The organism is Rhodococcus sp. Leaf233, from assembly GCF_001426165.1.
Classification (GTDB): domain Bacteria; phylum Actinomycetota; class Actinomycetes; order Mycobacteriales; family Mycobacteriaceae; genus Rhodococcoides; species Rhodococcoides fascians.
The window spans coordinates 429,352-449,270 of sequence record NZ_LMRO01000008.1; the positions used below are offsets into that span (position 1 = coordinate 429,352).

General features: G+C 66.6%; 18 protein-coding genes. 7 read left to right on the forward strand and 11 right to left on the reverse strand.

From position 1 onward, the window contains the following. Positions 1-18 precede the first annotated feature (18 nt). The 3 genes from ASH04_RS09955 to ASH04_RS09965 all read left to right on the forward strand — a co-directional run bounded on the left by ASH04_RS09955 (position 19) and on the right by ASH04_RS09965 (position 2,358). Positions 19-438 (forward strand): hypothetical protein, encoded by a 420-nt coding sequence (locus ASH04_RS09955; protein ID WP_032374360.1) that lies wholly within the window; start codon positions 19-21, stop codon positions 436-438. Between the two features lie 39 nt (positions 439-477). Next, entirely contained in the window at positions 478-1,452 is a 975-nt protein-coding gene (locus tag ASH04_RS09960) for an ROK family protein (protein ID WP_027497367.1), read from the forward strand. A gap of 177 nt (positions 1,453-1,629) precedes the next feature. Beyond that, positions 1,630-2,358, forward strand: coding sequence for a lysophospholipid acyltransferase family protein (locus ASH04_RS09965; RefSeq protein WP_032374359.1), 729 nt, complete (start codon positions 1,630-1,632; stop codon positions 2,356-2,358). Between the two features lie 9 nt (positions 2,359-2,367). On the opposite strand, the gene ASH04_RS09970 is transcribed toward ASH04_RS09965, so the two are convergent. After that, complete coding sequence (locus tag ASH04_RS09970) at positions 2,368-3,576, reverse strand: glycosyltransferase 87 family protein (RefSeq protein WP_230074384.1); 1,209 nt, start codon at positions 3,574-3,576, stop codon at positions 2,368-2,370. A gap of 164 nt (positions 3,577-3,740) precedes the next feature. Here ASH04_RS09970 and ASH04_RS09975 point away from each other — a divergent pair, with 164 nt between their 5' ends. After that, positions 3,741-4,232, forward strand: coding sequence for a polyadenylate-specific 3'-exoribonuclease AS (locus ASH04_RS09975; protein WP_032370301.1), 492 nt, complete (start codon positions 3,741-3,743; stop codon positions 4,230-4,232). Between the two features lie 45 nt (positions 4,233-4,277). Next, complete coding sequence (locus tag ASH04_RS09980; RefSeq protein WP_027497364.1) at positions 4,278-5,663, forward strand: class II 3-deoxy-7-phosphoheptulonate synthase; 1,386 nt, start codon at positions 4,278-4,280, stop codon at positions 5,661-5,663. 37 nt (positions 5,664-5,700) lie between these two features. Here ASH04_RS09980 and pknB read toward each other — a convergent pair whose 3' ends face one another. Beyond that, entirely contained in the window at positions 5,701-7,677 is a 1,977-nt protein-coding gene (gene pknB / locus ASH04_RS09985; RefSeq protein ID WP_052053201.1) for a Stk1 family PASTA domain-containing Ser/Thr kinase, read from the reverse strand. A gap of 184 nt (positions 7,678-7,861) precedes the next feature. On the opposite strand from pknB, the gene ASH04_RS09990 reads away from it, so the two are divergent. Next, entirely contained in the window at positions 7,862-8,233 is a 372-nt protein-coding gene (locus tag ASH04_RS09990) for an Rv2175c family DNA-binding protein (RefSeq protein ID WP_027497362.1), read from the forward strand. A gap of 18 nt (positions 8,234-8,251) precedes the next feature. On the opposite strand, the gene ASH04_RS09995 is transcribed toward ASH04_RS09990, so the two are convergent. The 4 genes from ASH04_RS09995 to ASH04_RS10010 all read right to left on the reverse strand — a co-directional run bounded on the left by ASH04_RS09995 (position 8,252) and on the right by ASH04_RS10010 (position 13,749). Beyond that, a complete protein-coding gene (locus tag ASH04_RS09995) occupies positions 8,252-9,232 on the reverse strand; it encodes a phytoene/squalene synthase family protein (protein WP_032368109.1) in 981 nt (326 codons plus the stop codon). Positions 9,233-9,243: 11 nt separating this feature from the next. Next, on the reverse strand, positions 9,244-10,881 hold the full coding sequence (locus ASH04_RS10000) for an alpha-(1->6)-mannopyranosyltransferase A (protein WP_032374357.1): 1,638 nt from the start codon (positions 10,879-10,881) through the stop codon (positions 9,244-9,246). A 160-nt stretch (positions 10,882-11,041) separates the two neighbouring features. Beyond that, positions 11,042-12,625, reverse strand: a complete 1,584-nt coding sequence (crtI, locus tag ASH04_RS10005; protein ID WP_200937306.1) for a phytoene desaturase family protein — start codon at positions 12,623-12,625, stop codon at positions 11,042-11,044. A gap of 11 nt (positions 12,626-12,636) precedes the next feature. Next, complete coding sequence (locus ASH04_RS10010; RefSeq protein ID WP_426376040.1) at positions 12,637-13,749, reverse strand: polyprenyl synthetase family protein; 1,113 nt, start codon at positions 13,747-13,749, stop codon at positions 12,637-12,639. Between the two features lie 185 nt (positions 13,750-13,934). Between ASH04_RS10010 and metF the strand changes: the two genes are divergently transcribed. Then, complete coding sequence (gene metF, locus ASH04_RS10015; protein WP_032368108.1) at positions 13,935-14,861, forward strand: methylenetetrahydrofolate reductase [NAD(P)H]; 927 nt, start codon at positions 13,935-13,937, stop codon at positions 14,859-14,861. Positions 14,862-14,874: 13 nt separating this feature from the next. Here the strand turns inward: metF and ASH04_RS10020 are convergent, their stop codons facing one another. The 5 genes from ASH04_RS10020 to ASH04_RS10040 are packed head-to-tail and all read right to left on the reverse strand — an operon-like array spanning position 14,875 to position 19,877. Continuing rightward, a complete protein-coding gene (locus ASH04_RS10020) occupies positions 14,875-16,023 on the reverse strand; it encodes a glycosyltransferase (RefSeq protein ID WP_057473408.1) in 1,149 nt (382 codons plus the stop codon). A 37-nt stretch (positions 16,024-16,060) separates the two neighbouring features. Continuing rightward, entirely contained in the window at positions 16,061-16,795 is a 735-nt protein-coding gene (locus tag ASH04_RS10025) for an LppM family (lipo)protein (RefSeq protein ID WP_057473409.1), read from the reverse strand. A 31-nt stretch (positions 16,796-16,826) separates the two neighbouring features. After that, a complete protein-coding gene (locus ASH04_RS10030; RefSeq protein WP_032368106.1) occupies positions 16,827-17,651 on the reverse strand; it encodes a carotenoid biosynthesis protein in 825 nt (274 codons plus the stop codon). Then, a complete protein-coding gene (locus ASH04_RS10035; protein ID WP_027497356.1) occupies positions 17,648-19,255 on the reverse strand; it encodes a phytoene desaturase family protein in 1,608 nt (535 codons plus the stop codon). The genes ASH04_RS10030 and ASH04_RS10035 overlap by 4 nt, the downstream gene beginning before the upstream one ends. 4 nt (positions 19,256-19,259) lie before the next feature. Continuing rightward, positions 19,260-19,877: a GNAT family N-acetyltransferase gene (locus ASH04_RS10040; protein ID WP_027497355.1), complete on the reverse strand. Its 618-nt coding sequence runs from the start codon at positions 19,875-19,877 to the stop codon at positions 19,260-19,262. Positions 19,878-19,919: the final 42 nt, after the last annotated feature.

Consider the following 19,919-nt stretch of genomic DNA (forward strand, 5'->3'; position numbering starts at 1 on the left):
TGTGAGCGGAGAGACGCTGTGACGGCCGGGCATTCGGAGTTGGGCGCGGACCTGCTGGCGTTGGCCGACACCGTCCTGACACGTCTCGAGCCCATCCTGCGCCGAGTTGCCGAGACACAGCAGGACCGCGATCAGCAGGGCTGCAGCTGGTGCCCGGTGTGTGCGCTCGCGGCGTTGGTGCGCGGTGAACGGCACGATCTCGTCGAACTCGTTGCCTCGGAAGGGGCCGTCGTCGTCGCACTGCTACGCCAGTTGTTGATCGACCACACCGCGCCGGGCACCGAACACGCCGCTGGGGGTAGCAGCGAGCCAGGTACCGAGTCGACCGCGTCCGCTGCCGACCGGGTCGACGCCGACGCGGACGTGTCGGAGGACACCTCTGCGCCGTCCGTTCGTCGACCGGCGTTCGTACCGATTACCGTTCGGGTCAAGGAGTGACCATCGCCGTGGGGGGACGGCCGAGGAAGGCATGAACGAATGAAGCGTCATCATCAGCGATTGACGGTCGGGATCGACGTGGGCGGCACGAGCCTGCGCGCCTCGGTTGTCGACGCGGACGGTCAGGTGCTCGACTCGACCGCAGCACCCACGCCCCACACTGCTCGTGCACTCGAGCGTGGTCTCGACCGCGCCGTGCAGGAGCTGGCCGGCAGGCACGACATCGCTGCCGTCGGTCTGGCGGTGGCGGGTTTCATCGATTCCGACCGCACGACGGTCCGGTTCGCTCCGCACCTGCCGTGGGTCGACACGCCGGTCGCAACCGAGATGAGCGAACGCATCGGACTACCGGTCCTGCTCGAACACGACGCCAACTCCGCCGCATGGGCGGAATACCGTTTCGGAGCGGCATCGGGTGGCCGCAACGTGGTGATGGTGGCGATCGGAACGGGAATCGGTGCGGCGCTGCTGATCGACGGCCGAATCTATCGAGGGAGCCACGGGGTGGCACCCGAACTCGGTCACATTCAGGTGGTGCCCGACGGACGCGCGTGTCCCTGCGGCAAACGCGGGTGCTGGGAACGGTATTGCAGCGGTACTGCACTGGTGGATACGGCGGTGGAGTTGTTGGCCGCAGACCCGTCGTCCTCGACGAGGTTGGCGCGCGAGGTCTTCCTCGATCCCGGCTCGTTGACCGGGCGTCGGATCGCGAGCGCCGCGCACGACGGCGACTCGATCGGCCGACGCACCATGGAGGATTTCGCACACTGGCTCGGCGTCGGACTCTCGATGGTCAGCGATGTGTACGACCCCGACCTGATCGTGTTGGCCGGCGGTGTGGCCACTTCGTCGAGCCAATTCCTCGCTCGTGCCACGGACAAGTACGCCGAGCTCGTCACCGGCGCGGGGCATCGCCCGCTGGCACGGATTCGCAGCACCGAACTGGGCGAGGCCGCGGGGATGATCGGTGCGGCCGAGCTCGCGCGAGCACAGTTCGTCACCACCGCACGATGACGGTCCGGACCGACGCCGTGTGATGTCGCACGACGACTCCTCGTCGATGTGGCTGGTGTCATAAACCCTGGGTACAGTTCACTACGCGGCACGGTTCGAGAACGCACGGCCGCAGTCGGTTCGCCCCGCGCGAGCCGGCACACCAACGATTGCCGACCATGATCAGGGAGCACGTCAATGTGGTACTGGCTGTTCAAATACATCATCGTGGGGCCCCTGCTCATTGCCCTGGGTCGGCCCACGATCGAGGGTGCGGAGAACATTCCGACGCACGGCCCGGTGATCCTGGCCAGCAACCACAAAGCGGTTCTCGATTCGTTCTATCTTCCGCTCAAGACCCCGCGGCGCATCACCTTCCTCGCCAAGAGTGAGTACTTCACCGGCTCGGGTCTCAAGGGTGCGTTCCAGAAGTGGTTCTTCACCGCGGTGGGTCAGGTGCCCATCGACCGCACCGGAGCCGACGCGGCACAGGACGCACTGAACGCCGGGGCCCGCGTGATCGAAGCCGGCAAGGTGCTCGGTATCTACCCCGAAGGCACCCGGTCGCCGGACGGCCGGCTCTACAAGGGCAAGACCGGAATGGCGCGCCTGGCATTGCAGACCGGCGTTCAGGTGGTGCCGGTCGCCATGATCGGCACCGAGAAGATGAACCCGATCGGTTCGCGCGTGTGGCGTCCGGCAAAGGTCACCATTCGCGTCGGCAAGCCCATCGACTTCTCCCGGTTCGAGGGAATGGCAGGCAACCGATTCGTCGAGCGCGCCGTCACCGACGAGGTGATGTACGACCTGATGCTGCTCTCGGGCCAGGAATACGTCGACGTGTACGCGGCCTCGCTGAAGAAGGTTGCGACACCCGAAGATTCGGCTCCGTCCGCGCGCCGTATCCCCGACTCGAAGGCCAGTTGACGACGGCGGTCAGTGAACCGCGGTGTCGCTTTCCTTCGGGGTGACCCGAGGCGAGAGTTTCACGGCCGCGACGGCGACCACAGAGACCAGAGCCCACCACACGTAGGCGGACGCGGCGAACTGATCGACCAGCGGCCAGTCGAGTCCACTCCATCGACCTTCACCGAGTTTCCAGTGCGGTGCGTACACCATGATCGCCAGTCCGACGGCAACCAGAGCGAGTAGCAGTGCGCTTCGACGGCGGTATCCGACGGCGGCCAGCACCAACGCGAACGGTACTGCCCACACCCAGTGGTGTGACCAGGAGACCGGCGAGACCAACAGGCCGAACATCGCGTTCACGGTCAGCGCCAGGGCGATCTCACCGGCGGCGAACGCTTTGCGCATCGCGATTCCCGCAACGAGCAGTACTCCTACCGACAGCGCGATCCACAGAATCGAACGGGGGAGCTCGTCCATTCCGAGGCGGGCCAGTACACCTGTGATGGACTGATTCGCCGGGTACGCCGGGCCGCCGATCCGATCGGAATCGATGATCGTCTCGGTCCAGTATTTCACCGAGTCCGACCACGTGAGCGCAAACCCGAACGCTGTGAACACCGCGAAGCTCAGTGCCGATACCACCGCAGCACGAAAGTCTTTGCGCAGCAAGAAGAACAAGACGAAAACTGCGGGAGTGAGTTTGACGGCCGCGACCAGACCGATCAGCACACCTCGAGGCCACGGAGTCTTCTTCGGCAAGCAGTCGAGCGCGACGAACATCATCAGAACGATGTTGATCTGCCCGTAGTTCAACGTGGACGTGACCGGCTCCAGTACGAGGACGGACACCGCGAACACCGCGCCAGCACCCCACCACACGAGCGTGCGAGGGCGAACCCCCAACGAGATCAGCGTGAGCACAACGGTCGCCAGCAACGCGAGCATGGACAACGACGTCACCGTCATCGACGCGGCGTACAGCGAGACCTTCGAGAGCGGGCTGAACAGAGCGGCAGCAATCGGGGGATACGTGAACGGCAACGTGGTACCGGTCGCGATGGGAGGAAGCTGGCCGTACAGATCCCCGCCCCGAGCGAACACCTCACCGCCGAGCCGGTAGACATCGAGATCCAGTCGGTAATGCTCACCCAACGTTCGCAGCCCGGGAAACCCGTTGAGATGGAAGAGCACACCGACCGCCGCGGCGACGACAACGACGACCCTGCTCGACGCCACCGCCCAACGCGGCCACCGGCGTCGCGTCGGGCCGGCAGGCTCCGACGCTTCGGCGACCGGACGGTTGGTGTCGGACGAAGTCACAACGTTCCCTTTCAGGGCTTGTTCGGCTCGGTTCTGCGGTGTGTGGGGGACGTGCCGGGGCACGCGCTAGGGTGAGCCGCGTGCGCTACTTCTACGACACAGAGTTCATCGAGGATGGTCGCACAATCGAGTTGGTGTCGATCGGTGTGGTGTCGGAGGACGGTCGCGAGTTCTATGCGGTGTCCTCCGAGTTCGACCCCGAGCGGGCGGGCCGGTGGGTCCGGCGCAACGTCTTACCCAAGCTGCCACCGTACTCGTCGCCGTTGTGGATGAGCCGATCCCGAATTCGCGACGAACTGCTCGAATTCCTCGTTCCGCACTACGGTGCCGAGGTCGAATTATGGGCATGGGTGGCGGCGTACGACCACGTGGCGCTCTGCCAGCTGTGGGGATCGATGACCGAATTGCCGCGTTCCCTGCCTCGATTCACCCGTGAGCTCCGTCAGCACTGGGAGGATCGCGGCAGTCCCGAGCTTCCCGCGGTGCCCGACGACGCCCACGATGCCCTGGCCGACGCGCGCCACAATCTGGCCAAGTTCCAGGCGATCGAGGAGTACTCGTACCGCGGTTGAACACCCGTTGTCCTGCGGTGACGGCGGTACGAATATCCTGTAGCGGTGAACTGGACTGTCGACGTACCCATCGATCGCTTGCCCGACCTGCCGCCGCTGTCTCCGACACTGCGCACTCGATTGGACGACGCGTTGGCCAAGCCGGCTGCGCAGCAGCCGCAGTGGGATCCCGAGCAGGCCGGCGAGATGCGCAAGGTGCTCGAGAGCGTTCCGCCGATCACCGTCGCAGGTGAGGTCGAGGCGCTGTCGGACAAGCTCGCTGCCGTCGCCCGCGGCGAGGCGTTTCTGCTTCAGGGTGGCGACTGCGCCGAGACGTTCGTCGACAACACCGAACCGCACATCAAGGGCAACATTCGCACGCTGCTGCAGATGGCCGTCGTACTCACCTACGGGGCGAGCATGCCGGTGGTCAAGGTCGCGCGCATCGCCGGCCAGTACGCCAAGCCTCGCTCGTCGAACATCGATGCGCTCGGCCTGCAGTCCTACCGCGGCGACATGATCAACTCGCTGGTGGCCGACGAGAGCGTGCGCGGCCACGATCCGTCACGGCTGGTGCGCGCTTACGCCAACGCGAGTGCGGCGATGAACCTGGTTCGGGCACTGACCGGAGCCGGGATGGCGGACCTGCACAAGGTGCACGACTGGAACCGTGAATTCGTCGCGCAGTCACCCGCCGGAGCACGCTACGAGGCGTTGGCCGGGGAGATCGACCGCGGCCTGCGGTTCATGGACGCCTGTGGCGTCTCCGACCCCAATCTGCACACCGCCCAGATCTTCGCGAGCCACGAAGCACTCGTCCTCGACTACGAACGCGCGATGCTGCGGCTCGACAACACCGACGATCACCCCAAGCTCTACGATCTGTCGGCTCACTTCCTGTGGATCGGCGACCGCACGCGCCAGCTCGACGGCGCGCACATCGCGCTCGCCGAACTGATCTCGAACCCGATCGGGCTCAAGATCGGACCCACCACGACCCCCGAGATGGCCGTCGAATACGTCGAGCGCCTCGACCCGACCAACAAGCCGGGCCGCCTGACGCTGATCTCGCGCATGGGCAACGGCAAGGTTCGGGACATCCTGCCCGCCATCATCGAGAAGGTGCAGGCCACCGGACACCAGGTGATCTGGCAGTGCGACCCGATGCACGGCAACACACACGAGGCGTCCACCGGATACAAGACCCGGCATTTCGACCGCATCGTCGACGAGGTGCAGGGCTTCTTCGAGGTGCACAACGGCCTCGGCACCCATCCGGGCGGAATCCACGTCGAGCTGACCGGTGACGACGTCACCGAATGCCTCGGCGGAGCCCAGGACATCTCTGATCTCGACCTGGCCGGGCGCTACGAAACTGCCTGCGACCCGCGACTGAACACTCAGCAGAGCATCGAGCTGGCATTCCTCGTCGCCGAGATGCTTCGCGGCTGATCGCCGGCACCGCCCTGGCGGGTCAGGGCAGCGGTGGTCAGGGCAGTGAGACGACCATGACCTCGGAGTCCGGTTCCACCCGTGAACCGGCTCCGGGGCTCTGGGAGATGACCAACGAGCCGTCCGTGTCGACCACCTGACGAACATCGATCGTCAGTCCCAGCGAGTCCAGAGTCGTGCGTGCGGATCCCACCGAACGGCCGAGGAGCGACGGCACGGTGACTGCCGTCGACACGTCGAGGACGGCGGTGGTGCCGGACTTGACGGTCTGGCCGGCCTTCGGATTCGTGCCGATCGCTTTTCCGCCGTCGGTGTCCTCGTCGAACGTCTCGCGGACCTCGTCGACGGTGATGCCGACCGATTCGAGAGTCGTCCGTGCCTGATCGACGCTCTGTCCGCGGACGTCGGGAACCTGCACCGGCGGTGCACCTTTGCTGCGCAGCACGGTGACTGCGGCACCGGTGTTCAACACCGTTCCCGGCGGGGGATCGAGCGCCGCGACGCCGCCGATCGGTGCGGTGGTGCTGAATGCCTCGCCGCCGTCGACCGGGGTGAAGGTTCTGTCGCGCAATTGCTGCTGCATGTCTTCGACGGAGGCGTCGGAGTCGATGGAGGGGACGGTCGGGCTGCCCAGTGAGACGAGCAGGAAGACGGTGTCGCCCTTGGCGATTCGGGAACCACCGACGGGGTCGGTGCCGATGAGCAGATCGGTCGAGACGGTGTCGGAGTACGTTCCCCGAACCGTTGCTTCCAAGCCCGACGCTTCGATCGCGCTCGTGGCACCGGTGGTGTCGAGACCGTCGACCATCGGAACTGCGGTGTATCGGCCCGAGCCCATCCACCAGCCGCCGAAACCGACCAACACGGCCAGCAGTGCAACGACCACCAACCAGACGACGATGGCCCGCCGGGACCGTTGGCGATCGGCGGCGAAGTCGGGAAATTCGTAGTGTCGCCGGCCCAGGGGTGCCGCCGGCTGCGGGTCGTCCGGTTGCGGTTCGTACTCGATTTCGCGGGATGTCGGTGACGTGACCACTCGGGTGTGGTGCACGCCGTCGGGCGGTGGTACCGGGGGAGCGCTCTGCACCACCTGGGTGCGGGTGGGCGGCTGTCGATCGCCGGCGACTGTCGTCGGTGCGCCCGCAGCCGCCGAGCTCAGGTGCTGTGCCGAACGCTGGGGAGCGGGCACCCGGTACGCGGGAAGTGCCAGCGCCGACGCGGCGGTGCGCAGCGCGCGGGCCATGTCGTCGGCGTTGCGGTATCGGTGTTCCGGGTCGCGGACGGTGGCGTGTTGGACCACGTCGTCGAACTGTGGTGGCACGCCTGCGATGAGGGTCGACGGGAGCGGAACGTCGTTGTCGATGCGCTGGTAGGCGATGGACAGGGATGTGTCGCCGGTGAACGGGGTGCGTCCGGTGAGCAGCTCGAACAGTACGATTCCGACGCCGTAGACGTCGCTGCTCGCGGATGCGGAGCCGGTGGTGACCTGTTCGGGGGACAGATACGCGGCCGTGCCCAGAATCACACTGCTCGAGGTGACGGTGGATGCGGCGACGGCTCGGACCAGCCCGAAGTCGGCGATCTTGACGTCTCCGTCGTCGCTGATCAGGATGTTCTCCGGTTTGATGTCTCGGTGCACCAGACCGGCGCGGTGTGCGACGGCGAGAGCTTCGAGCACGGGGCGAACCACGGCGACTGCGGCGTGCGGCGGCATGGGCCCGCGCTCCCGCAGCAGCTCGCGCAGCGTTCCGCCCTCGACGAGCTCCATGACCAGGAATGCGTGATCGCCGTCCCGCCCGTGGTCGTACACGGCCACCAGGCCGGGGTGGCTCAGCCTGGCCACCGCGCGTGCCTCGAACTCGAATCGCTGAACGAACTGCGGGTCCTCGGCGAACTTCGGATCCATGATCTTCACCGCGACAGGTCGGTCGAGCCTGGTGTCGAGTCCGCGGTAGACCGTCGACATTCCGCCCCGTGCGATCGGTGCGTCTATTCGATATCGACGATCGAGCATCGAACCCGGTATCACCGAACCTCCCCTCGTCGTCCTCGATGTGTCCGCTCGAAATCCGGACGCCTGACGACGATGGTATCGGCGCCGTGGGAGCTCACCGACGATCGTGGTTCGTGTCTTCGGTCTCCGTGGCGGGCCGCGTCACTTTTGAAGTCTGGACGCCGGACCCGTTAACGTTACCCGCGTGAGTGCCATTCCCTACGCCGACGACGTGCTCGATCCGTCGGTTTCTCTGCTGCAGTTCGCCGACGTCGCCAAGATCCTGGACGTCCCCAAGACGCGCGTCGAGCAGCTCGTGCGGGATCGTCAGCTGTTGGCTCTCAAGCGTTCCCGCGTCCCCGGCGTGCCCGAGCAGTTCTTCGATACGACCAAGGGCGAAATCGTCAAGGGTCTGCCCGGCCTGCTGGCGGTGCTGCACGACGGCGGCTACGAGGACGAAGAAATTCTGCGGTGGTTGTTCGCCGAGGACGACAGTCTGCCCGGCACCCCGGTCGCAGCGTTGCACGGTGACCTGATGCGCGAAGTGATCAGACGCGCTCAGGCAATGGCCTTCTAGCAGCTGGAACAGCGGTCGTCAGCGGACCGTGGCGCGCTTCCAGCCGGTGACGGCGAACTGCGGCAGCGCGACGCGTGCGCGAGTCCACTGCGGCACGGTCGCACGCTGGGAGAGCACCCGGTAGCCCTGCGCCTCGACCTCGTCGAGAATGCGGCCGTACAGAATGGACGCCGTTCGCATGGACGGACGCACTCGCGGATCCAACATGTCGATCCCGGCGTCCGACGTCCGGTAGATCGACCGGGTGACGGCGATCGAGTGGGCGAGGGCGCGGGTGACTCTGGCATCGACCGAGCCGGTGGTCCGGCACCACCGCAACAGATCCTCGTCGACCCCGAAGGCCGCCAGCTCGTCGGTCGGGAGATAGATGCGGTCGCGGTCGAGGTCCTCACCCATGTCGCGGATGAAGTTGGTCAGCTGAAACGCCTCGCCCAACGCCGCAGCCGACGGCTCCGCCTCGGCTCGCGGAACCACAGTTCCGAGAATCGGCAACATCTGCAGTCCGATGACTGCGGCCGATCCGTACATGTACTCGTTCAACTGCTCCATCGTTCGGTACCGCGAGACGAACATCGCGCTGCCCGGGATGTCCATGCGCATCGAATGCATGAACGCGAAAAAGTAGTCGTGGGGGATCTCGTACCGAGCGACCGTGTCGCACAATGCGCTCAATACTTGATCGGACGTGCTGTCGGACAGAGGTTTTCCGGCCAAGGCGTCGCGCACCCGGGATTCGATGATGTCGAGTTCGACGATTCTGCGGGCGTTCAGTTCGTCCGAACCGACCGCGATGTCGGTGCCTTCGAGGTCGACGATGTCGTCGACCATCCGAGCGAAACCGTACAGAGCGTGCACGGCTGCGCGCTTGTCGACGGGCAACAGCCTGGTTGCCAGAAAATAGGTCTTGCCGTGCTGGGCGTTCAGTTCGCGGCAGATGCGATACGCCTCGTGCAGAGCAGGATCGATGTCGGTCAGTTCTCTCGATACGCGGGCACTCATGGCGCGGGACCTCACGGTGTGGCGTCGTCTTCGGTGGAGACGGGCGCGGTCTTGGGGGCGTTGGGTACGGCACGGTGTTCCCGGGAGCGGTCCGATCGCAAACGCAACGGGTCGACTCGGGTCAGCGCCAGCGCGGCAACGACTGCAGCGAAAACTGCGAGGGCCACGTGCACGAACGTGTACAGGCCGATGGATCCGTCGGGTTGGAACACCAGCATCAGCCAGGTCGACAGGCCGGTGAGAACCATCAGCGTTCGGCGGGACAACGCAAAGCCGGCCGCGATCGCCAACGGCCACGAGTAGTACCAGGGCAGCGCGGCGGGGGAGAGAACGACAGTGGCGACGAGAGCGATCAGGATGCCCTTGACAGCGTCCCGTTCGGATCGGCGGCCCAACCACCACGCCCCGGCCAGGATGACCACCAAGGCGATCGCGCACAGCAGCCGGGTGACGTCGAGAACCGGTCCGAGGCGCAGATCGAGGAACCACGAGGTGCTGACGGTCACCAGATGCGCGAGGATCGTCGGCAGTGACAGCCAGTTGATGATCTTCGCCGAGCCGGACAACGCCGTGAGCCAGCCGATGCCGACTCCGGCGATCACGGACGCGACGGCGAACACCGCGACGAAGACGGCCGCTCCGATGCCCGCGGTCTTCGTGAACGCCAGAATCGGTGCAGGCGGTGTGCGGCCTTCTTCGCGCGCCTTGTCTCGGAGGTGCAGCATCCAGATCCACACCAGGAACGGCAGAGCGAGACCGGCAGTTGCCTTGATGGCCACGGCGATCGCCACCAGCGCGATGCCGGCCACGTGGCGACGCTCGAGCGCGAGCACGATGCCCGCGGTCATCAGGCCGACCATGAGCAACTCGTTGTGCACTCCGCCGATGAGGTGGATCAGCACCAGGGGATTGAGCACGGCGAGCCACACCGCCGTTGTGGCGCGCCCGCCCAGATGGGTGGCCAGTCGCGGGACGGCCCACATCATCAGAGCTAGCCCGGGGAGCATGGTCAGGCGAAGCAGCATGGTTCCGGCTATCACATTGTCACCGGTCAGGCTCGTGATGCCGCGACCGAGGAGTAGGAACAGCGGCCCGTACGGGGCAGTGGTCGTGGTCCACACGTTGCTGACGTTGTCGAGCAGGATTCCCGGATTGGCCACGGGCCCAACGGCATACGGGTCGAAGCCGTCCCGTAGCAACGCACCTTGAGCGAGGTAGGAATAAGCGTCGCGGCTGAACATCGGCACCGAGAGCAGCAGCGGTGCCGTCCACGCGGGCACGATCCACCGGAGCTCGCCCACCGTGGTGCGGCCGTGCAGCGTGGCTCGGCCGAGCCTGACCCAGGCGGTGATCATCAACAGCACACCGGCCCAGACGATGACGGTCGACAGCACGAAGCCGTGACCGAATCGCAGCCACGACAGATGCATCTCTTCGAGCAGAGGGTCACGACGGCGCACGCTGCCCGCGCCGAATCCACCGAACATGATGCAGACCGCACCGAGAACCCCGAGGATCGCTGCTTTGCCCTCGGGACTTCGCAGGAAGTTTCCGGTGGTCGTCAGTCTCGACGGATGCCGCGCAGGCACCGGTGCAGACCCGTCCGACGAGCGCCCTTCGGAGGTGGAGTGCGACGAAACCGAAGACATTGCCGCCTGCTCCTCCTCTGCTGCGAGTCGTATGTGTCGAGATGTGGCTCCGCGCCGACGCGTTCTCGCTGTCGGCCGAAGGATCATGGTCGCAGCAAAGATCGCGACCGGCAAACGATCGCGCTCAGCTTAGTTGGTCGACGCAGTCGATCGGACGAACCTACCGCCCTCGCGGCCCTGTCACCCGTTCTGCCGCCAGCTTGCCCGAGACCAAGACGGTCGGCACGCCCACACCCGGAGTGGTTCCGGAGCCGGCGAGAACCACGTTGTCGAGGCCGGCGACCATGTTCTTTCTCCGGAACGGCCCGGTCTGCCGGAAGACGTGCGCGGACGAGAACGGCGAGCCCGACAACATGCCTTTGTCCGCCCACGTCTGCGGTGTGTCGATGTGATCGAGCACGAAGGCGTCGGCGAGTCCGGTGTATCCGCGGCCCTCCAGCGTCGCCAGAATCTCTCGGAGGTACGGCTGAGCCAGTTCGGCCCAGGCGAGGGGAGCGCTGTCGAGGTTGGGGCACGGGGCAAGGATCGAGACCGGCTCGCTGCGGACCCCGTCGCGCACGACCTCGAGGCCCGAATCGCTCACCGACGGCCGCGTGATCAGCAGAGACGGATCGGCCATCAGAGATCCTTTGCCGGAGCGGGCGGTGATCCGGCGGAAGGTCTCGGCCCATTCGTCGCCGAAGTCGATGGTGTGGTGCGCCCGCGCAGGCCACGACGCCGTGAGTTCGACCGGAACCGTTCCGTGGGCCACGACGGCGGACGGCGACACGACGCCGTACCCGTTGCGCCTGCCTTTCTTCGACACCGAGGCGCGATCGAGCAGGCGATCGACGACGGGCAAGTCGGCGGTGAGAATCAATGCGTCGCAAGCGATTCGACGTCCATCGGCAGTGAGGACGGCATCGGCACGGCCGCGGTCGACGGTGATGTCGACGATGTCGGTGCCCAGTTCGAGCGTGCCGCCCGCCGTCACGAACGCGTCGGCCATGGCCCGCCCGATAGCCGCCATGCCTCCCTCGGGGAAGAACACCCCGAGGGAGGTGTCCATGTGTGCGATCGCACCGTAGACGGCCAGCGCCTTCTGCGGTGCCATGCCGGCGTAGAGGGCCTGGAACGTGAACACTCGGCGCAGACGGGTGTCCTTCAGGAAACGATCGACCCGTGGCCCGAGGCGACCGAAGCCGCCCAGCTTCGTCAGCGTTGCGGTATCGGTGATCGCGGCCTTGGATCCCACGAGGTCCAGCGGCGAATCGAAGTTCGAGTCGATGAAGCGGTCGAATTCGGCATCGAAGATGTCGGCGAGCCAGCGCCGGAGATCGCGGTAGCCCTGCGCCTCGGCCGTACCGCAGGTCCGCTCGACCTCGGCGGCCATTGCCTCCGGGTCCGAGTAGACGTCGATGGCCGTGCCGTCGGCGTACCGCGTGTGGTACGACGGCGACAGGGACGTCAGCCGAATCGGCGGCGTCGTGGACTCGAAGTCGGCACCCACGGCGGCCAACGCTTCGAGCACCAGGTTCGGCATCGTGAGTACGCTCGCACCGTTGTCGATGTCGTAGAGATGCGTTCCGTCGGAGTCGGTCACCGGATACACCCCCACGCGGCCGCCCACGGTGTCGTCGCGCTCGACGATCGTGACCTTCTTGCCTGCGCCCAGTAGGTGGAGCCCCGCGGCCAGGCCGGCCAATCCAGCTCCCACGACGACGACCGAGTCGGTGCGGCCGGGAACGGTTCGGATCGTAGACATGACGCTCTCTTTCAGTACTGCCGTTGGATGGCGGCGGTGGCCATGGCACGAAGGTGTTCGGCGGCGATCGGATCGATGGAACTGTCGTCCAGCGCGGCAACGGCCCGGGTGCCCAGTTCGTCGATCTGTCGTTCGACGGCGTCGACGGCGCCCAGTTCGGTGAGTATCGATCGGATGTCGGCGACCTCGCTCTCGCTGAGCTCGGTACCGAGACTGGCTCGAATCTTCGCCGCGTGATCGGGACGGCTCGCGTCCGCTTGTTGCAAGGCCACGGCGATGAGCACCGTGCGCTTGCCCTCGGTGATGTCGTCACCCGACGGCTTGCCGGTGATCTCCGGGTCGCCGAACACGCCGAGCAGGTCGTCGCGCAGCTGGAAGGCAATGCCGATGTCGGCACCGAAGCTGCGGTACGCCGCAGTCAGCGGTTCGCCGGCCCCGGCAAGAACGGCCCCGAGGTGCAGCGGGCGTTCGACTGTGTAGGCGGCGGTCTTGTACCGGTTGACGCGCATGGCTGCCGCGACGCTCTCGTCCGTCCCGGCTTCGGCCTCGATGTCGAGGAGTTGACCGCCGAGCACCTCGGTACGCATCGCGGACCACACGGGCTGCGCCCGCCGCGCCGCGTCCGTGTCGATACCCGACTCGCGCAGCATGTCGTCGGCCCAGCACAGCGCCAGGTCGCCGACGAGAACGGCAGCGGAGACACCGAAGTGATCTGCCGAGCCCGACCACCCCGCATCGCGATGTCGCTGAGCGAAGCCGACATGCACGGTCGGAAAGCCTCGGCGGGTGCGGGACGAGTCGATGATGTCGTCGTGGATCAATGCGCAGGCCTGGATCAACTCGAGTGCCGAGCACGCACGCAGTACTGCGTCGGCGCGGTCCCCGGTGGGCTCACCGCCCGCGCCGAGCCACGCGGTCCACGCGAAGGCTGGGCGCATGCGCTTGCCGCCGCGTAGTACGAACGCCTCGAGGTCGGCCACTGCGGCCGGGTAGCCACCGCCGACGCTGTCGACGACCGCACGACGCGAGGCGAAGAACTCCGCGAGCTTCGCATCGACGGAATCCCGTAGCGACGTCGCATTCACGGACACAGAGTTGGTGGGCGCGGACAGGTCTCCGGACAGGACGATCCTCCAAGGTCTTCGTGGGAAAGACGCGTTACAGTCCCACAGTAATAGGCACCCGAACCCGGCACCGACGAGCAGCGCACTACGCCGTCGGGGGATGCCCAGCGGGCCGGCGGCGCAGCGCAACCTATGATCTTCGGGTGAGCGAAGATTCCGTCAGGGGGCGGTCGAGCCGAGGATTCGTGACGAGGACGCCGTCGATCGTCGACCGATTGCGGACCGAACCCGAAGCGAGGATCCCGTTCTCGGTGGAGTTCTCGCCCCCGCGCGACGAGGCTGCCGAGGCCAGGTTGTGGCGAGCAGTGCGAGAGTTCGAGCAACTCCAGCCCGCGTTCGTGTCGATGACGTACGGCGCAGGTGGTTCCACCCGCGATCGAACGGTGCGCGTCACCGGTCAGATCGCCGAGGAGACGACTCTGCTGCCAGTGGCGCATCTCACTGCCGTGTCGCACAGTGTCGCCGAGTTGCGCTCGATGGTCGGGTCGTACGCCGACCGCGGCATCACCAACATCCTCGTTCTTCGCGGTGACCCCCCGGGAGATCCACTCGGCGAGTGGGAGAAGCATCCCGAGGGAGTCGAGTACGCGGAAGAGCTGGTGCGTATGGTCCGCGAACTGGGCGACTTTCACGTCGGAGTGGCGTCGTTCCCGGAAGGCCATCACCGCGCCGACGATCTCGAGCAGGACACCAGGTGCCTCGTCGGGAAGCTGCGTGCGGGAGCGGAGTATTCGATCACGCAGATGTTCTTCGACGTGGACGACTACCTGCGGCTGCGTGATCGTGTCAGCGCATACGACCCCGAGCAGGGTGCCAAGCCGATCATCCCCGAGATCATGCCCATCACCTCGCTGCGTTCGGTGCGCCGGATGCTCGAGCTCTCGGGCACGACATTGCCGTCGCATCTGGACGAGAAGTTCACTCGCGCAGCAGGATCCGGAGCCGAGGAAGACAAGGCCGCGGTTCGAGAGGTGGGTATCGAGCTCGCCACGAACATCGGCGAGCGGCTCATCGCCGAAGGTGCGCCCGGGCTGCACTTCATCACGTTGAATTTCGCGCGCGCGACACGTGAGGTCCTGAGCAACCTGGGTCTGGCAGCGGCGCGCGTCTGATCTGTGATCGGCGTTACGACGTCGGCATCGGACGCGACTTCCAGCTCAGCGCGCCGCGGCGTCGTCGCACGTGGGATTCCGCAACGAGCCCGACGAAGGCGAGAATCGACAGCGGGTGCACCGCGGCATCGACGACGTCGCGAGCGCCGAATCGGGGTCCCGACTCGCGCCGACGAGATGCCACGCGCGATACAGTCCCGGCGAGGTAACCGACGAGACCCAGTCGCCGCGTCGAACCAGAACCGAAGACCGCCGCGACCGGCGGCAACAGGTAGACCGTACCCAGCGCAAGGGCAGCCGTGGCCGAACCGACGGGCCCACCGAACTCGTTCCACAGCCATCGGCTGTAACCCGCCCGAACATCGGCGGCCGAGCGGTACATCCGGCACCGTACGAACCCGGCACCGGAGGCAACCGACGTCGAGAACCCGCGTCGACGCAGGACACGCGCGATGTCCAGATCCTCGGTGGCACTCGACGCGACGCAGCTGTGGCCGCCGACGACGCGATACGCGGCGGCATCGAACGCCATGAACTGCCCACAGGCGACGGCCATCGACGGCAGCAGCGTTGCATTGCCGACCAGCACGGGCAACGTCGACATCCACGACCACGCGAGCAGCGGTTGAACGAGGCGTTCGGCGAGACCACCCGCCACCTGCTCGGGCCAGGGGCACATCAGAGCGTCGCCGCGGCGGCGCAACCTCCTCGCCGCGGCGGCGACGGCCTCGGGTTCGAGCCGGACATCCGCGTCGACGAACATGACGATCGTCGTGTCCACGTCGACCGAGTCGGCCAGTTCGGCGCACGCGGCGGCTTTACCCGTCCACCCGGGCGGCGGCGACGCGTGGGAGGTCACGACGCGGAATCGCGGATCGCCGTTCGCCGCGGTGACGGCAGCGGCTGCCGTTCCGTCGGTCGAATCGTCGTCGAGGACGACGACCTGCAGGTCGGTGCAGAATCGTTGACGCGTGAGATCGCCGATCAACGCAGGTAGCGTGTCGACTTCGTTGCGCGCCGGGATGCACACTGCGACCCGTTCGGTGACGTCACGGCTCGGTCGACGCAAACCCGGCACGAACAGCGCATTGAACACCGCGACGGCAGCGGAAGTGGAGGCGAGAACGGCAGTCGCCCGAGTCGCCCGGGTCAGGACCGTCATTCGGCGAGATCTGTCGTGCGGGACGAGATGGGGGTGATCACACCGACGTTCGGTCGTTCGACTCGCCCGTCTCGGCAGCGCGCTTACGACGGTTGCCCAACGGTGGGTTCCGCGACACCCAGGCCATGGCACCGACGATAGCGGCCACTCCGACGGTCACGCCGCCCACGATGCCCGCCCAGCCGGCGAAGCTACGAGTGTTGGGGTCCGGGTAGTTGACCTCGGCACGCACCGAGGTGACTTCGCCTGCCGGCAGCTTCCACGAGATCGAGTTGTCGCTCTCGCGAGTGCCGTTGGTGGTCCCGATACGGGCGGGAAATGCAATAGTGAACTGCACGTCGGACCCCTGGACCGGTACCGACGACAGGTCGGCGTTACCGGCGAGCGTCACGGTGTCGCCCGAACGCTGCAGGGTCAGCTGAAACGATCCGGCCGCGTTCTGGAAGATCGAACCGAGTGTCTGAACATCACCGAACGAGAGGTCGTCGAAGATGGCCTGCGACCCGACGTACCCGTCCTGGTTGTACGGCTCGACGCGGACCTTGTCCTCGATCGAGGAGGGCACCACGAGTTCGGGGCCGGTGTCGGTGTCGGAGGTGGGGACCGTCGCCGCGACGATCTGACCCGCCACCCGGTCGTTGGCCGACACACCCATCGTGACCTGGACCCGCAAGCAGCCGGCCAGCATCGGCACGACCAGCAGCGTCAGGGCGAGCACCGAGAGAACTCGGCGTCGGCGGGTACGAGCGGATGTTCGTGATGTCGACTGCACAGCGACATCGTGCCAGGGCGTCGCGTCGGTGTCAGTCGGCAGGGGTTGCCATCGGTGCGTGTCGGCTACGTAGAGATCCGCGACGACGTGCGATCCACAGCAACGGGATTCCGACACTACCCATGACGACGAATCCGTAGACGGCCGAGAATCGTAGTTCGGGGCCGTCGAGGAACACCGCGTGCGCGAGCGCCGAACCCAGCCACGTCCACAGGAACAGCCCGAGGGGAACGACGTCGTCGGACGCGCGCGGGGCCACCACGCGGTTCACCGCTTCCATGACTGCGGCCATCAATGTCGCCACCAACAGCCAACCCGCGTAGTTGGTCAACGGGATCGACGACACACCCGGCAGTCCGACGGCACCGGACGTCCAGGTCCACTGGCCGTCGGTGACCATCTGAGGATCGAGATACAGGTCCCAGCCCACCATCCCGACGGCGACTGCGGCGATTCGGAATGCAGACGCTCGGAGCCGTGTCGCACCGAGATGGCCGACGATGAACGTGACCGCGCACCAGATCGGATAGAACCCCGCCGTCCAGGCGAGTGGAACCACCACGGGGACCTCGAACAGGCTGGGGCCGAGTCGATTCTGCGCGTAGAAGTACTCGCCGAAGGGAAACCCGGTGGCCGTGCCGACGAGCTCGGACACGAATCCCGTTCCTGCAGTCAGGATCACGAGAGCCGCCGCCCACAGCTTTCCGCGGTACAGCACGGCGTGCGCGATCGACGCCAGCGCGAGTAGCGCGACCACCGCGATGGTCACCGCGTCCCGCGTCGAACCCGATACGAGCGGATAGCAGATCTGGGCGGCGACGGCACCGATCGCGAAGACCGTCGGGGCAATCTTCATGCTCGTCTCCTGCTGAAGAATGCGCGACGACGCCCCGCGCGTGCGTCCGCGAGTGCGATTCTCGCCGCCGAACGGCCGCTGGCCGCTGTGACGCCGCCTCCCGGGTGAGTCGACGCGCCGGTGAGATAGAGACCGTCTGCTCCGGGAACGCGGTGGCCGGCCAGTTGGGGATGAGGACGCCACATCATCATCTGGTCCAGTGACATGTCCAGGTGCATGATGTTGCCTCCGATCAGTCCGAGTTCCTGCTCGATGTCCGGCGGCGACTGTACGTACCGATCGAGGACCGACGCGGCGAATCCAGGGGCGTAGCGATCGAGCTCGGCGACGATTCGATCACCCTCGACCTCGGCCAAAGAACGTTGCCCCGGTACGTTCGAGCGCCACCGGCGGCCATCGGCGAGAGTGTGCGGATGCCACTGCGACCACAGGGAGATCTGATGCTGACCCGGCGGCGCGATCGTCGGATCGAGGGCGCTGAACGACATGCCGAGAACAGCGGGTTTCGGCGGCAGCTCCCCGGCGAGAGCGTGCCCGTGAGCCAACCGCAATTGCGCGCGGTCGCGGACGAGCAGCGCGAGACCGTGGGTACCGTCCTCGATGCAGTCGGCGCTCGGGTACTGCGGCAGCGCGTCGGTGGCCAACCGAACCGCGGTACCGATCCCCGGACCCACCCGAATGGTGGAGCGCCACCGGGCCAGCTGCGCCGCGTCGTGTCCGCCCTCCGCCAGCAGGTCGAGCGTGGTCAGGATGTGACACCCGGCCACGACGATCGTGCTGTCGATCTCCCGTCCCGACGCGGTCCTCGTCGTCCAGCCATGCGCGCGACGCGTCAGCGATACGGCGGCATCGCCGAGCGTCAGCGCTGCCCCGTCCCGGTGCAGCCGGGCGATCATCGCCTCGGTCAGTGCGCCGCTACCGCCGACGGCGCGGCCCGGTGGGAGCGTGTGCATCAGAGCCGCGAACCCGACCATCGGGGCGGTGCCGGGCTCGGACATCGGCGGGCCGGACTGCGCTCCGAACCATGCCAGCGCAGCCTTGAGTCGCTCGCTCGTGAACATTTCGTCCAGCAGGGAATCGCCGGTGGCAAGAAACTCGCGCGAGAGCGCGCTGCCGCCGTCGGGCGCACCGAGTCCCCAGAAGGATCGGAGCAGTTTGGACCCGGTGGGCGGCCCACCGAATGCGCGCATGGTGCGTTCGCTGCGCGGACCCCACACCGAGACGAAGGAACGGTAGGCGCGCGCATCGGCGGGCCCGCAGGCGGCAGCGATGGACTCGCACGTTCGATCGAGGCTGCGATGGAAGACGATGGCGCGTTCGGCGGTGTCGACGTCGCCCGGGGCGAATGCCCACGGATCGCAGTCGATGTAGCGCAGCCCGAACTCCTCGAGTCCGAGCTCTTCGACGATCCCGGTGTGCCTGATCATGATGTGCGCGGACGAGCCGCGGTCGACTCGATGGCCGGGGAAGCGCTCCACCGTCGACACCGCACCGCCCGCGACGGTGTCGCGTTCGACGATCTCCACCGACATTCCGGCATCGGTCAGGTAGCAGGCAGAAGTCAGGGCATTGTGGCCGGAGCCCACCACCACAGCATCGATCACACCTTCAGGCTACGGGCCCGTCGAGCGGCAACCGGCGGCCCAGCACCGCGAAGGGGCGCCGGTCGCCGGCGAACGTGAAGTGCCGCAGTACGTCCTCGAAGCCGAGCCGTCGATACAACCGCCAGGCGCGGTTGTCCTCCTGCGCGACCTCGGGTGTGGACAACATCACAGAGTGCGCTCGAACACCGTCGAGCAGCCTGCGACAGAGACGCCCGCCGAGTCCGTGTCCTTGCGCGCTCGGTAGTACGTGCAATTCGGTCAGTTCGAAGTAGTCGCCGAGGGTGGCGTCGACGTGCTGTGTCGAGTGTCCGGCGCGGCGCAATCCGTCGCGGACCTGCTGATGCCACCACTGATGGTGCGCGCCGTGATACCCGTACGCAACGGCGACCAGCGTGTCCGGCTGCGTCTTGTCGGGATTGGGCACCATGGCTCCCACCGCTCGCCAGCCCGGCCGGTGCAGATGCTCCGTCCACATCGGTGCGCGGCTGTGCTCGGTTCCGCGGGGATATCCCATGGCCTCGACGTAGATCGCCAGAGCTTCGAACAAGCGCCGACGGAATTCCTGGGGCGTCAGATCGACCACGTAGGGGGTTGTCTGCGCATCGGTGACGACGGTTCTCACCCTTTCTTCGGCAACTTGTCGGTGGGCACAGCTATATTGAAT